Raw genomic sequence first — 12,618 nt, 5'->3', positions numbered from 1 at the left:
TGTGCCTGGTCAGGGCCGGTTTCCGAAGCGCAGCACGTTCCAGGAGGCGGCCGGCAGGCGCACCGAGCACCGGCCGGCGTCGATGGTGGGGGTGTTCAGTTCCCGGGGCGTCACCCTGTCCGGTTCGGCCTCGGTGTTGGTCGCCGCCGGGTCGTCCCCGGCGGCGAGGCTCACGTGGGAGTGACCGGAAAGTCCCGCGATGCCGCGCAGGTCCAGGTCGAGCGCGAGCTCCGCGTCGCCGCGGTTCACCGCGAAGACGGTCAGGTCACCGGTCTCCTCGTCGTGCACGGCCACGGTGTCCAGCACCGGGACGTCCCCGTACCGCTTCGTCTCGTAGCGCGGCGAGACCGGCTCGGTCCGCAGGACCGTGCCCCGGGCGTACCGGGCGGTCAGCGCGAACGGGTGGAAGATGCTCTGCCGCCAGGCCGGCCCGCCGTTGCGGGTGCGGATCGGCGCGATCACGTTGGCGAGCTGCGCCTGACAGGCCACGCCGACCCGGTCCGCGTGCCGGAGCAGGGTGATCAGCAGGTCGCCGACCACCACGGCGTCGACCGCCGTGAAGTCGTCCTCGATGAGCGCCGGCGCCTCGACCCAGCCGCGCCGGTCGAGGTCGGCCTGGAGGCGGGACTCGTACCAGACGTTCCACTCGTCGAACGAGATCTTGAGCTTGCGCTTCTGCCGCTGCCGGGCCGCCACGTGGTCGGCCGTGGCGATGACCTCGTTGATGAAGTTGTCCATGTCCACGGCCGAGGCCAGGATGCTGGCCCGGTCCCCGTCGGACGGGTCGTAGTAGGTGTGGGCGGAGATGTAGTCGACGTGCTCGTAGGTGTGCTCGAGCACGGTCGCCTCCCAGGAGGCGAAGGTCGGCATCCGCCGGTTGGAGCTGCCGCAGGCGACCAGGCTGATCGACGGGTCGATCATCTTCATGGCGCGGGCCGTCTCGGCGGCCAGCCGGCCGTACTCGTCGGCGGTCTTGTGCCCCACCTGCCACGGGCCGTCCAACTCGTTGCCGAGACACCAGAGCCGGACCCCGAACGGGTCCTCGGCGCCGTTCTTGCGCCGCAGGTCGGACAGGTGGGTGCCACCCGGGTGGTTGGCGTACTCCAGCAGGTCCAGCGCCTCCTGCACGCCCCGCGTGCCGAGGTTCACGGCCATCATGGGCTCGACACCGGCCTCGTCGGCCCAGGTCATGAACTCGTGCAGGCCGAACGCGTTGGTCTCGATCGTCTTCCAGGCCAGGTCGAGCCGGCGCGGGCGGTCGCCCACCGGGCCGACGCCGTCCTCCCAGCGGTAGCCGGAGACGAAGTTGCCGCCGGGGTAGCGCACCACCGAGACGCCCAGCTCCCGGGTCAGGTCCAGCACGTCGCGCCGCAGCCCGCGGGCGTCGGCCTCGGGGTGGCCGGGCTCATAGATCCCGCCGTAGACGCACCGACCCATGTGCTCGACGAAGGAGCCGAAGAGTCGCCGGTCGGCGGGTCCGATCGCGAAGGCGGGGTCGATCGTGAGCTGCGCGGTCCGCACGAATGTCACCTTTCGTCATTTCTGATGCCGGGTGACCGTAGTCACCGCTCACCCGGTGTCCCTGGTTTCTACAACGTTGTAGTCAACGTTGTAAAGACCTGTTCACGAGGTAGAGTGCCGGTGGTTGCAGCGGGGAGGTTGCGGAGTGCGGCACAGGCTCAAGGACGTCGCAGAACGGGCCGGGGTGTCGGTGAAGACCGTCTCCAACGTGGTGAACGGCTACGTGCACGTCCGGCCCGACACCCGGGCCCGGGTCGAGGAGGCCATCGCCGAGCTCAACTACCGCCCCAACCTCTCGGCCCGCAACCTGCGCAAGGGCCGCACCGGCGTCATCGCGCTGGCCGTGCCCGAGCTCGACATCCCGTACTTCGCCGAGCTGGCCCGGCACGTCGTCACGGCCGCCGCCGAACTCGGCTGGACGGTGCTCATCGACCAGACCGGTGGCGCGCGCGAGCAGGAGCGGGTGGTCGCCTCCGGCATCACCGACCACCTCATCGACGGCCTGATCTTCAGCCCGCTGGCGCTCACCGCCGACGACCTCACCAACCTCGACGGCACGCCCATGGTGCTGCTCGGCGAGCGCGTCGACCACGGCCCCGCCGACCACGTCGTGATCGACAACGTGGCCGCCGCCCGGGAGATCACCACCCACCTCGTCGGGCTCGGCCGGCGCCGCATCGCCGCCATCGGCTCGCAGCGCACCCCGGAGGGCGCCAGCGCCCGGCTGCGCCTGGACGGCTACCGGGTCGCGCTCGAGGAGGCCGGCCTCGGCTACGACGACGCACTCGTGGCGCCCGCACCGGCCTGGCACCGCGCGGACGGCGCGGCCGCCATGCGCACCCTGCTGACCTCCGGCGTACGCCCCGACGCCGTCTTCTGCTTCAACGACACCCTCGCCCTCGGCGCCCTGCGGGCGCTGCACGAGGCGGGCCTGCGCGTCCCCGAGGACGTCGCCGTGGCCGGGTTCGACGGCATCGAGGACGGGCGCTTCTCGGTGCCCACGCTGACCACGATCGCCCCGGACAAGGAGCGGATCGCCCGACTCGCCGTCGAGCTGCTGGCCAACCGCATCGACGGCGACCCCGCCGCCCCGGCCCGCGAACTCTCCGCCCCGTACCGCCTGGAGCCCCGCGAGAGCACCCGGGGCCGCTAGCGCGCTCAGTCGAAGAAGCGCGCCAGGTGGGCCTTCGACGGTGGGTCGGCGTCGGCCGGGACGGGCGTGAGGTCGGCGAAGATCGACGCGCCGTCGCAGCCGGCGTGCAGGGGATACCAGCGCGGCGTGCCCGGGGGCCGCTGGAGGCAGACGCCCTTGATCGTCTGTACGTCGAGCAGCCGCACGTGCGTCGGGTCGGCCACCGCGTTCACGTGCCCCCACCAGGGGCTCATGACGTGCAGCACGCCGCCCGGCCGCAGCACGCGGTGGCACTCGTCGACGAGGGGCAGGAAGTCGATCAGGTGCTCCAGGATGTGCACGGCGAAGAACACGTCGACCGAGTCGTCGGCCAGCGGGAGCGAGCCGGACAGGTCGGCCACGGCGTCGACGCCGGGCGCCGGGAAGATGTCGAGCCCCAGGTTGCCCGGCCACTGCTTGGTGGCCCCGCAACCGAGGTCGACGACCACCGGATCGTGCCCGCCCACGCGGACCCGGCACCAGACGCCGAACACCCCCGCGAGGCGGCCGATGCGCTCCCGCACCAGCCGCAGCTCGGCCTGGTCGGCGACCTCGCCGGTCACGTGCGCGACCCCGCGGTCGAAGCGCACCTCGACGGCGAGACCGTGCAACCGGTCGTCGTGGCCGGCCTCGTCCGCCCACGCCTCGGCGAGGAACTCGTCGACCGCCCGCAGCCGGTCGCCGGACGGCGGGGTCTGTGCCAACGCGACCATGGGCCACCTCCGGCCGCCCGTTACCCGCATCTCCGTCCGATATGCCTGCCGACGGCGGGTGGTGCGGCCCGTCGCCGTTCCAACGGCGGGCCGGCCCGGGGCAGGTGTGCCGAGCGAGCGTGATGCCGCAGAGTCATAAATATGCCTCTGCGGCATCACGCCCCCCGGAGACAACCGCCGCGCCCGGAACCCGGAGCCCGGCGCCCGAAGCCCGAAGCCCGAAGGCGTCAGCCCCCGACCCCGCGGCGCGCCCGGCCCCCCATCCGCATCCGCTGCCGCGGCGGGGGAGCGGCCGGCTTCGGCCGCTTCAGGTGGTAACGGTGCAGCTCGTTGTTGCCGGGCAGCGACGGGTCCTCGCTCATGGCGACCAGCTCCCAGCCCTGGTCGCCCGCCCGGTTCAGGTGGGCCAGCGCGGTGTCCCCGTACGGGGTGACGTCGACCATCGAGCCGTCCGGGCCGTACCAGACGAAGACGACCTCCCAGCCGAGGTCGTTCGTGGCGGCCTGCCGCCGCCGGATCAGCAGCGCGTACTCCCACTTGAGCATGGGGTCATTCTTCCCCCGTCCCGGGCGGGAGGCACGGATCAATCCTCGGCGATCCGCCCCGCGTCCACCCGTAGCCGCCGGTTGGTGGCCACGGCGTCGAGCATCCGCCGGTCGTGGGTGACGAGCAGCAGCGTCCCCGGGTAGCTGGCCAGCGCGGACTCCAGCTGCTCGATGGCGGGCAGGTCCAGGTGGTTGGTCGGCTCGTCGAGCACCAGCAGGTTCACGCCGCGCCCCTGGAGGAGAGCGAGCGCCGCCCGGGTCCGTTCGCCGGGAGACAGCGTCGCGGCCGGCCGGAGCACGTGGCCCGCGCGCAGGCCGAACTTCGCGAGCAGGGTCCGGGCGTCCGCCGGCGACAGGTCCGGCACGGCCGCGCGGAACGCGTCGATCAGGGGCACGTCCCCGAGGAACAGCCCGCGCGCCTGGTCCACCTCGCCGACGACGACGCCGGGACCGAGCGTGGCGTGCCCGGCGTCCAGCGGCAGCCGCCCGAGCAGCGCGGCCAGCAGCGTGGACTTCCCGGAGCCGTTCGCGCCCGTGACGGCCACCCGGTCGGCCCAGTCGATCTGGAGGTTCACGGGCCCGAGTGTGAAGCTGCCGCGGCGTACGACGGCGTCGCGGAGCGCGGCCACGACGGCGCCCGCGCGGGGCGCGGCGGCGATCTCCATCCGCAGCTCCCACTCCTTGCGGGGCTCCTCGACCACGTCGAGCCGTTCGATGAGCCGCTCGGTCTGCCGCGCCTTCGCCGCCTGCTTCTCCGTCGCCTCGGCGCGGAACTTCCGGCCGATCTTGTCGTTGTCGGTGGCCTTGCGCCGGGCGTTCTTGACGCCCTTCTCCATCCAGGCCCGTTGCGACCGGGCGCGTGCCTCCAGGGCGGCGCGGGTGTCGGCGTACTCCTCGTAGTCGGCGCGGGCGTGCCGGCGCGCCACCTCGCGCTCCTCCAGGTAGGCCGCGTAGCCCCCGCCGAAATGGTTGACCTGCTGCTGCGGCAGGTCCAGTTCGAGCACCCGGGTGACCGTCCGGGTCAGGAACTCCCGGTCGTGGCTGACCAGCACGGTGCCGGCCCGCAACCCCGTCACGAACTCCTCGAGCCGCTCCAGGCCGGCGAGGTCCAGGTCGTTGGTGGGCTCGTCGAGCAGGAAGACGTCGTACCGGCTGAGCAGCAGCGAGGCCAACCCGGCGCGGGCGGCCTGGCCGCCGGAGAGGCCGGTCATCTCCTGGTCCAGGTCGACGGTGAGCCCCAGCTCGGCGGCGACCTGCTCGGCGCGTTCCTCCAGGTCCGCGCCGCCGAGGGCGAGCCAGCGCTCCAGCGCGTCGGCGTACCGGTCGTCGGCGCCGTCCGCCCCGGCGGCGAGCGCCTCGGTGGCGGCGTCAAGGGCGGCCTGCGCCGGGGCCACGCCCGTCCGGCGGGCCAGGAAGCCGCGTACGGTCTCGCCCGGACGCCGGTCCGGCTCCTGCGGCAGGTGACCGATGCTCGCCGTGGGCGGGCTCAGCGTCACGCTGCCGGCCTCCACGGGCAGCAGCCCGGCGAGGGTACGCAGCAGCGTCGACTTCCCGGCCCCGTTCGGCCCGACGAGCCCGACCACGTCCCCGGGCGCGACCACCAGGTCCAGCCCGGAGAAGAGCGGACGGTCGCCGTGCCCGGCGGAGAGGTCCTTGACGATCAACGTGGCGCTCATGAGGAGGCGAGCCTATCCGGCCCGGTACCGCCGTTCCCGCTCGGAAGGGGGCACACTGCACGGGTGGTGACCACTCTGGCGATCGACTGCGGCGGCGGTGGGATCAAGGCCTCCGTCCTGGACGCGAAGGGAACGATGCGGACGCGTCCGCTGCGCGTGCCCACGCCGTACCCGCTGCCGACCGCGCTCTTCGTCAAGACCCTGCTCGACCTCGGCGCCCAGCTGCCCCCGGCCGACCGGGTGACCGTTGGCATGCCCGGCATGCTCCGGCACGGCGTGGTGGTGGCGACCCCGCACTACGTCACCCGGGCCGGGCCGCGTACGAAGATCGACCCGGACCTGCTCGCCGAGTGGTCCGGGTGGGACGTGCGGTCCGCGCTGGCCGACGCGTTCGGGGTGCCCGCGCTCGTGCTCAACGACGCCGAGGTGCACGGCGCCGGGGTGGTCGCCGGCACCGGGCTGGAGCTCGTGCTCACCCTCGGCACGGGGCTCGGCTCCGCCCTCTTCGACGGCGGGGTGCTCGCGCCGCACCTGGAGCTGTCGCACGCGCCCGTGCGTTGGGGCATGACCTACGACACCTACATCGGGGAGCCGGAACGCCGCCGGCTCGGCGACGCGTTCTGGTCCCGGCGGGTCCGCGGGGTGGTGGACGGGCTGCGGCCGGTGTTCCGCTGGGACCGGCTCTACCTGGGCGGGGGCAACTCGCGCCTGATCCGCCCCGAGCAGCTCGCCCGGATGGGCGACGACGTGGTGGTGGTGCCGAACACGGCCGGCATCGTGGGTGGCGTGCGCGCCTGGGACCTGGCGGCCACCCGTCCGGCCTGACCGGCGGGCGGTCCGCCGCCCCCTGCCGCCGGGGGAACACTCGCCGATTCGGCGGTGTTGTGCCAGCGTCGGGGAAAAGACGACGTGAGACGAGGGGGTGGGTCGAAATGGATCTCCTGGCTGAGTACCGGCGGGCGACCCTGTTCTTCGAGGCCGGTGACCCGACCGGAGCGGCCCGGCTGCTCGAGCCGATCGTCGAGGCCGAACCGGACAACTCCTCGGTACGGCAGCTGCTCGCCCGGGCGTACTTCCAGTCCGCCCAGCTCAACCGCGCCGAGGAGCAGCTGCGCGAGCTGGTCGACCGGGACCCGAGCGACCACTACGCGCACCACGTGCTGGGCCGGACGCTGGAGCGCCTGAACCGGCACACCGACGCGCTCCGGCACCTGCGGATCGCGGCCGCCATGCACAGCCGCAACGACGACTACCGCACGGCCCTGCGCCGGGTCGAGACCCGGGTGGGCGGCGGACGCTGAAACGCCGTAGGCGACGGTCACTGAAACGCCGTCGGCGGCGCAACCGGACGAAGGGCAGCCCTGCTGGGCTGCCCTTCGACGTTTCCGGGGTCGACTCCCGGCCGCGCCTAGGATGGACGGGTGAAGCTCAAGCTCGATCTCCACGACATCTTCAACAAGGGCCACGACATCGACCGTGCGCTCCGGGGGATCATGGACGAGGCGGTGGAGAAGAAGGCCACCCTCGTGGAGATCATTCCGGGCAAGGGCTCCGGGCAGCTCAAGAAGCGCGTGCTGCGGTTCCTCGACCAGAAGGACGTCAAGCAGCTCTACCACCGGGTGGAGAAGGACTCGAAGAACTTCGGCCGCCTCTTCGTGCACTTCCGCTGGAAGTAGTGACGAAACGCCCTCTGACCTGCATCGCAAGCCCCACGGACGGCCGGTGAACCATGATCATGCCGTTTCCAGGCCGTCACGGGCTTCCGTGCCGTCTTCGTCGGCTTGGTCCTCGCCGAGCGCCTTATCGATGGCCCGGCGGGTCCGGTCCTCGCTAGTCGGCAGTAGGTGGGTGTAGGTCCGGAGGGTGAAGCCGGGGTCCGCGTGGCCCAGGTATGCCGACAGGGCTTTGATGCTCTCCCCGGCATCCAGGAGCACCGAGGCGTAGGTGTGCCGGAGCACGTGCATGCCGTTGTGCCGGTCGTCAGGGATGCCGGTAGCGCGGATGGCGGGTTTCCAAACGCCGGAGTTGAATATCGAGCGGGTCAGCGCCGTCCCGGCGGGGGTGGTCAGGTACAGCTCGACGGTTCGTGGCTCGCCCGTCAGAGTTCCCCAGGGCAGCGTCACTGCGACCGGCGGGCAATCCTCGGCATGCCGCCTCAACCTGGCGGCCACCGAACGCGGTAGAGGGACCTCCCGCGACTTGCCGCCTTTCGGAGTTCGTCTACACCACGAAGCTTGCGCGGTGGTCTGAGTGAAGATCTCAGTCATCACTCCGGTTCACCCGCCGAGCATTCCCTACCTGGCCAGCGCATACGAATCGTTGTGTTTGCAGGAGCTGCCAGACGGGTGGACGTGGGAGTGGCTTGTCCAGGAGGACGGACGCACCGGCAAGGTGGCCGACGCGTTGCCCGCGGACCCTCGCATCCGGGTTGCAACCGGCAGGCCGGGCGGTCCGGGCGTCGCCCGCAACATGGCCATGGCCCGTAGCGATGGCGCCCTGTTGAGAGTTCTCGATGCCGACGACCAGCTCACCTCTGGTGCGCTGGCACGGGAGATCGATGCACTGACTAACCGGGCGGACGTTAGCTGGACGACATCGAGTGTCCTTGACCTGATGCCGGACGGATCGACGGTCGGGTGGCAGCACGCGGACCCGCCCGGAGGGAAGCTGCGACGGACTGATGTGCTCGGCTACTTCCAGCAGAACAACTACCGACTGCCGGTCCATCCGGCCACGCTGTGCATTCGACGAGAGCTAGCACTCGCGCTAGGCGGGTGGATGGCGTTACCCGGTGGCGAGGACACCGGCTTGTTACTCGCGGCGTCAGTCGTTGCGGACGGATTCTTCATCGCCGAACCGGGCTTGCTCTACCGGAAGCACCCAGACCAGATCACCGGCCAGGCCAACTGGACCGAGCCGAGCGAGTGGTTGCCTCGTATGCAACTGATCGAGGCACGCGCTCTCGCGCTTGGGGACCTCTGGAAGCAGCTCTAGCCGCAGAATCGAGGAGTACGCGCGTTAGGCCTTGTGACCGGCGCGCAGGTCCGCGACGGCGGAGAACATCAGCGGAGGCGGGTCGGGCTCACCCGCAGCCGACAGGGGTTCGAGCAAGAAACCAGTGTGGTTGCCCCATGCAGTCCGGTCGAGGATTCTGCCGACGAACCGGCGCGGGCAGTCCTCGATAATGGGAACACCCGAGCCGCCTGGTCGCCACGAGCACCGGGCGAACTTGTCCACCTCGTCACCGGTCTCGGTACCGAACAGCTCGGCGAGAGCCCGCTGGTCGGCGGCCAGACCGTGCACGGCTAAGCAGTCAGCGTGCATGGCGACTCGGTACGTGTGGTTGTTCTGCGAGAGCCACACCACGAACCGGTCCGGTTCGATGCTGCACTGCGAGGCGAAGCCGACCAGGCAGCCGGCACGCTCGCCTGATCGCGGGTCGACAGTGGTGACGACGAACATCGGACTGTCCAGCCCGTTCAGGAACGGATCGAGGCCAGCGCGCTCCCCCATGAATGCCTCCTCCCGAGACGGTACGGCCATCGTAGGTAGGAAACCCGATAGCCACTCAGACGCGGCTAGTGGGGCTGTCCATGAACGTTCACCGGGTTGGTGACACGCCGGGCGCCGTCCGCCGGGACAGGCGGTAGGGGCTCACCCTCGACGGCGATGATGTTGTAGAAACACCTACGCTGGCGCAACACCAACGCCCGCCACCCCGACGTCCTCGCCGCTCAACGCCGAGAACGCGCCCGAGTCCGCAGCGAACGCCAACACCGCTGGGGCCGACCCCGCACGAAAGCCGCCTGACCGATCAGACCCGATGACGTCTATGGATAGCGCACTCGCCGGCACGTCTCGGCCCGTGCAGCCAGGGCGCGACCGTGGGCGCCGCCGCGATCAGGGCGACCGCAAGCGCCGTGATCACCGCTTGCCCGATCCGGCCGGGCGTGATCCCCGGCGTGGTGTCCAGCACGTAGTTGGCGTACCCGTTCGCCGCCGCGTCGCTGCCAAACACGGCACAGCCGAGCAGCAGCCCTTCGATCCGGCGCAGCGCTAGCAACAGTGCCGCGAGCGGATCGAACACGGTCAGCGAGGTGAAGTACAGCATCAGCCAGGTGGGGGTGGACGGGCTGGGACCGCCCGGCCGGACGCCGAGCAGGTCGCCCAGGTGGACGATCCCGCCGTACCCGAGGACGCAGACGGCGACGATCACGACGACCCGAATCCACCGGGGCACGCCGACCCACCGCCAGAGCGATGCCGGTCTCGCCGCGCCCACTGGCCCCCCGTTCCGGTCGGGCAGTGCCCCGCCCGCGCCGCATCGATGCTAATGCGGTTCCACGGACGTCCGCCGCACCGGGTCCAGACCATGACTGGCGGCGTGCCCGTATCGCCGCCTGGACCGCGCCGCGGCACTGGCAACCGAACTGAGAGCCGGCAAACGTATGTGGTCACCGCACTAGTCACTGCGCCGGCGGCTGGACTCCTGCCGCAAAGCCTCGGTGAGATCGCGCCACGTCCCGCTCGACGCCCTCATCATCTGCTCGACCATCGCGCGCGCAGACCGTTCGTCGGCGAAGTCGTGGATGACCTCGCGCCCTTCATCACCGCCGAGGCGGCCACGAACCCGCCAGGCCCGACCGTCTGATGTCAGCCAGATGTCGCGTCGGGCTATGCGGTCCCAGCTCCCGTTCCACCAGCGACCGCGTACCTCCACCCGGAGAAGCCTAGTCGAACACCTGTTCGGGTTGGCCGGCTGCCGGCGAAGTTGTTCAAAGTTTCTGTACGTCGTCAAGGCGGCCCTTGGCGGGCCGCACGCGCCGCCGCCTGGGCGCGCGCCGGCCGCTGCCGCTGTCGCTCTGCGGCCGTCACGCCTGATGCCCGGCGGCTGGCGCGGAGAGCGGGGAGCCCAAGGGGCCGCCGCAGAACGGAAAGGCCGTTGACCGTGGGACGGTGGGCCGGCAGCCGGCCGGGCCGCGCGGCCACGAGCCCGCGCGACGCAAGGGAGCGCACGCCAGCCGCGTCGGCGAGTTGGCGGCGGGCGCGGGGTTGCGGCTACTGCGCCTCCGGCGGGGGCGCTCCGGCTCCAGGATGACCGGGGCTCCGTCGGCGCGTCACGGTCCGTGGGTGGTTGCGCGGGGCCATCCCGCCTGCCATCGACCCGGGCGAGCCGAGCAGACCACCGCCCGACCCGCCAGCGTCCGTACGAGCCGTCAAGGTCCGCCCGTCGTGGCGGGCCGGGCGGCGGCCCGCTCCCCAAGAGGGGCGGGTCGACGGCAGACAGTGAGGATGGTGGGGTGGGTCGCCGGGTTGGTCTGACTCACCGGCAGACGGACGGTTGCTGTCCTGATCCCGATTCGTCGGCCAGCTCGGTGGCCCCGGCAATGTCACCGGTCAGGCGTCGTGACTTGATAGGAGCCTGTGCGAGAGGCACCCACCACTGTGTTGTCCGCATCGCCTGACCGGTGACGTGTCCACGTGTTCTCGACTCGACCGAGAAAGGCGGACCCCACCAGCATGGCAGCCAAGAAGCGATCGGTCATCGGTGGTATCGACACCCACCGCGACACGCACCACGCCGCCGTCATCGACAGCACCGGCGGGCTCCTGGGCGACGCCGAGTTCCCGGCGACCACCGCCGGCTACACCGATCTGCTGGCCTGGATGCGCTCCTTCGGGCGGGTCGCGGCCGTGGGCGTGGAGGGAACCGGCAGCTACGGGGCCGGGCTGGCCCGCTATCTGACCAGCAAGAAGATGGCCGTCGTGGAGGTGGACCGGCCTGACCGCCGCGCTCGTCGCGCACAGGGCAAGTCCGACCCGATCGACGCTGTCGCCGCCGCCCGGGCCACCCTCGCCGGCACCGCGATGGGCACCCCGAAGACCCGCACCGGGCCGGTCGAGGCGATTCGCGCCCTCAGGGTCGCCCGCCCAGGAGCGGTCAAGGCCCGCACCGCCGCCCTAAATCAGATGCGCGGCCTGGTCGCCGCCGCCCCCGAGCCTTTGCGAGCCCGCCTGACCAGGGTCAGCGCCGCCGTGCTGGTCAACCGGTCCGCCGCACTGACCTACGACCCGGCCAGACTTCACGAGCCGGAGCACGCCACCGCCGCAGCCCTGGTCGGGCTCGCCCGCAGGGTCACCGCCCTCACCGAGGAGATCACCACCCTCGACCGGCAGGTGACACCCCTCGTCCAGAAAGCGGCGCCCCGCACCACGGCCCTGTTCGGTGTCGGCCCCGAAGTCGCGGCCCAGCTGCTCACCACCGCCGGCGACAACCCAGACCGACTGCACTCCGAAGCGGCGCTGGCCCACCTTTGCGGCGCAGCACCCATCCCCGCAAGCTCTGGACGGGTGCGCCGCCACCGCCTGCACCGCGGAGGCGACCGCGGCGCCAACCACGCCCTGCACACCATCGCACTCTGCCGCATGCGCTACGACCCACGCACACGCGCCTACCTGCAACGACGCATCACCGAAGGCCTCAGCAAGCAGGAAATCCTGCGCTGCCTGAAGCGCTACATCGTCCGCGACGTCTACACCGCCCTACGCGCCGACTTCGCCGCAATCGCCCCTTGACCTCCATAGGAGCATCGGGATGGCAGACGAGAGACGGCATTTCAGGGCGACGGGCATCAAAGCTCCTGCACCAGTCTATATCTCTACATCTGGGAGCCGACTGTCGTGTTTCCTCAGTAGCCGCTTGTAGCGATCGTGGTGTCCCAGGCTGTCCCAGGGTGTCCGGGGTGGGCCCGGCCCGCTGGCGACCTCCGGCCGGCATCGGCCGGGTCGGCCAGCCACGCTCACGAGGGCGAAGCGTGCCAGATCCATGGCAGGTCGATGGGTCGCAGCGGGGGATTGACGGGAACTGGCGGGGAGAGTGACCGCCTGGCCGCAAGGTCACGACCACCGCCGGCCAGGGCGATTCGAGAGAGCCCCCTGGCAGTGTGGGGCACATTCGGGGCACAAGACATCGTGAAAGGTCGTGAACTAGC

At 71.3% G+C, this 12,618-nt stretch carries 13 protein-coding genes and 2 pseudogenes; 7 read left to right on the top strand and 8 right to left on the bottom strand.

Going from position 1 to position 12,618, the window contains the following annotated elements:
- Positions 1-9: 9 nt before the first annotated feature.
- Positions 10-1,521 carry an alpha-N-arabinofuranosidase gene (locus tag ACSNOA_RS29700; protein WP_436663062.1) on the bottom strand — a complete coding sequence of 504 codons (1,512 nt, stop codon included), beginning with the start codon at positions 1,519-1,521 and terminating at the stop codon, positions 10-12.
- Positions 1,522-1,666: 145 nt separating this feature from the next.
- Between ACSNOA_RS29700 and ACSNOA_RS29695 the strand changes: the two genes are divergently transcribed.
- Positions 1,667-2,674 (top strand): LacI family DNA-binding transcriptional regulator, encoded by a 1,008-nt coding sequence (locus ACSNOA_RS29695; RefSeq protein ID WP_436663061.1) that lies wholly within the window; start codon positions 1,667-1,669, stop codon positions 2,672-2,674.
- Positions 2,675-2,679: 5 nt separating this feature from the next.
- Here ACSNOA_RS29695 and ACSNOA_RS29690 read toward each other — a convergent pair whose 3' ends face one another.
- From ACSNOA_RS29690 to ACSNOA_RS29680, 3 genes and pseudogenes are all read right to left on the bottom strand, one after another.
- The gene (locus ACSNOA_RS29690; protein ID WP_436663060.1) at positions 2,680-3,405 is read right to left on the bottom strand and encodes a methyltransferase domain-containing protein; all 726 of its coding nucleotides are present in this window, start codon (positions 3,403-3,405) and stop codon (positions 2,680-2,682) included.
- 299 nt (positions 3,406-3,704) lie between these two features.
- Positions 3,705-3,950, bottom strand: a pseudogene (locus ACSNOA_RS29685) (hypothetical protein); the annotation flags it as partial.
- A gap of 38 nt (positions 3,951-3,988) precedes the next feature.
- On the bottom strand, positions 3,989-5,626 hold the full coding sequence (locus ACSNOA_RS29680; RefSeq protein ID WP_436663059.1) for an ABC-F family ATP-binding cassette domain-containing protein: 1,638 nt from the start codon (positions 5,624-5,626) through the stop codon (positions 3,989-3,991).
- Between the two features lie 63 nt (positions 5,627-5,689).
- Here ACSNOA_RS29680 and ACSNOA_RS29675 point away from each other — a divergent pair, with 63 nt between their 5' ends.
- From ACSNOA_RS29675 to ACSNOA_RS29665, 3 genes are all read left to right on the top strand, one after another.
- A complete protein-coding gene (locus tag ACSNOA_RS29675) occupies positions 5,690-6,451 on the top strand; it encodes an ROK family protein (protein WP_436663058.1) in 762 nt (253 codons plus the stop codon).
- A 107-nt stretch (positions 6,452-6,558) separates the two neighbouring features.
- On the top strand, positions 6,559-6,927 hold the full coding sequence (locus ACSNOA_RS29670) for a tetratricopeptide repeat protein (RefSeq protein ID WP_436663057.1): 369 nt from the start codon (positions 6,559-6,561) through the stop codon (positions 6,925-6,927).
- Positions 6,928-7,047: 120 nt separating this feature from the next.
- Complete coding sequence (locus ACSNOA_RS29665) at positions 7,048-7,302, top strand: Smr/MutS family protein (protein ID WP_436663056.1); 255 nt, start codon at positions 7,048-7,050, stop codon at positions 7,300-7,302.
- A 57-nt stretch (positions 7,303-7,359) separates the two neighbouring features.
- Here ACSNOA_RS29665 and ACSNOA_RS29660 read toward each other — a convergent pair whose 3' ends face one another.
- A complete protein-coding gene (locus ACSNOA_RS29660; protein WP_436663055.1) occupies positions 7,360-7,893 on the bottom strand; it encodes a tyrosine-type recombinase/integrase in 534 nt (177 codons plus the stop codon).
- On the opposite strand from ACSNOA_RS29660, the gene ACSNOA_RS29655 reads away from it, so the two are divergent.
- Positions 7,877-8,620 carry a glycosyltransferase family 2 protein gene (locus tag ACSNOA_RS29655; RefSeq protein WP_436663054.1) on the top strand — a complete coding sequence of 248 codons (744 nt, stop codon included), beginning with the start codon at positions 7,877-7,879 and terminating at the stop codon, positions 8,618-8,620. The two genes, ACSNOA_RS29660 and ACSNOA_RS29655, sit on opposite strands and share 17 nt — an antisense overlap.
- Positions 8,621-8,644: 24 nt before the next feature.
- Here the strand turns inward: ACSNOA_RS29655 and ACSNOA_RS29650 are convergent, their stop codons facing one another.
- Complete coding sequence (locus ACSNOA_RS29650; protein WP_436663053.1) at positions 8,645-9,139, bottom strand: flavin reductase family protein; 495 nt, start codon at positions 9,137-9,139, stop codon at positions 8,645-8,647.
- A gap of 168 nt (positions 9,140-9,307) precedes the next feature.
- On the opposite strand from ACSNOA_RS29650, the pseudogene ACSNOA_RS29645 reads away from it, so the two are divergent.
- Positions 9,308-9,436 (top strand): annotated as a pseudogene (locus tag ACSNOA_RS29645) (IS630 family transposase); the annotation flags it as partial.
- Positions 9,437-9,440: 4 nt separating this feature from the next.
- On the opposite strand, the gene ACSNOA_RS29640 reads toward ACSNOA_RS29645, so the two are convergent.
- Both ACSNOA_RS29640 and ACSNOA_RS29635 read right to left on the bottom strand, forming a co-directional pair.
- Positions 9,441-9,866 (bottom strand): hypothetical protein, encoded by a 426-nt coding sequence (locus ACSNOA_RS29640; RefSeq protein WP_436663052.1) that lies wholly within the window; start codon positions 9,864-9,866, stop codon positions 9,441-9,443.
- 222 nt (positions 9,867-10,088) lie between these two features.
- Positions 10,089-10,346 (bottom strand): hypothetical protein, encoded by a 258-nt coding sequence (locus ACSNOA_RS29635; RefSeq protein WP_436663051.1) that lies wholly within the window; start codon positions 10,344-10,346, stop codon positions 10,089-10,091.
- Between the two features lie 800 nt (positions 10,347-11,146).
- Between ACSNOA_RS29635 and ACSNOA_RS29630 the strand changes: the two genes are divergently transcribed.
- Positions 11,147-12,202, top strand: a complete 1,056-nt coding sequence (locus tag ACSNOA_RS29630) for an IS110 family transposase (protein ID WP_436663050.1) — start codon at positions 11,147-11,149, stop codon at positions 12,200-12,202.
- Positions 12,203-12,618 lie beyond the last annotated feature (416 nt).

It is taken from the genome of Micromonospora sp. URMC 103, assembly GCF_051386435.1.
Classification (GTDB): Bacteria; Actinomycetota; Actinomycetes; order Mycobacteriales; family Micromonosporaceae; genus Micromonospora.
This window is presented reverse-complemented; position numbering and strand designations above follow the sequence as displayed.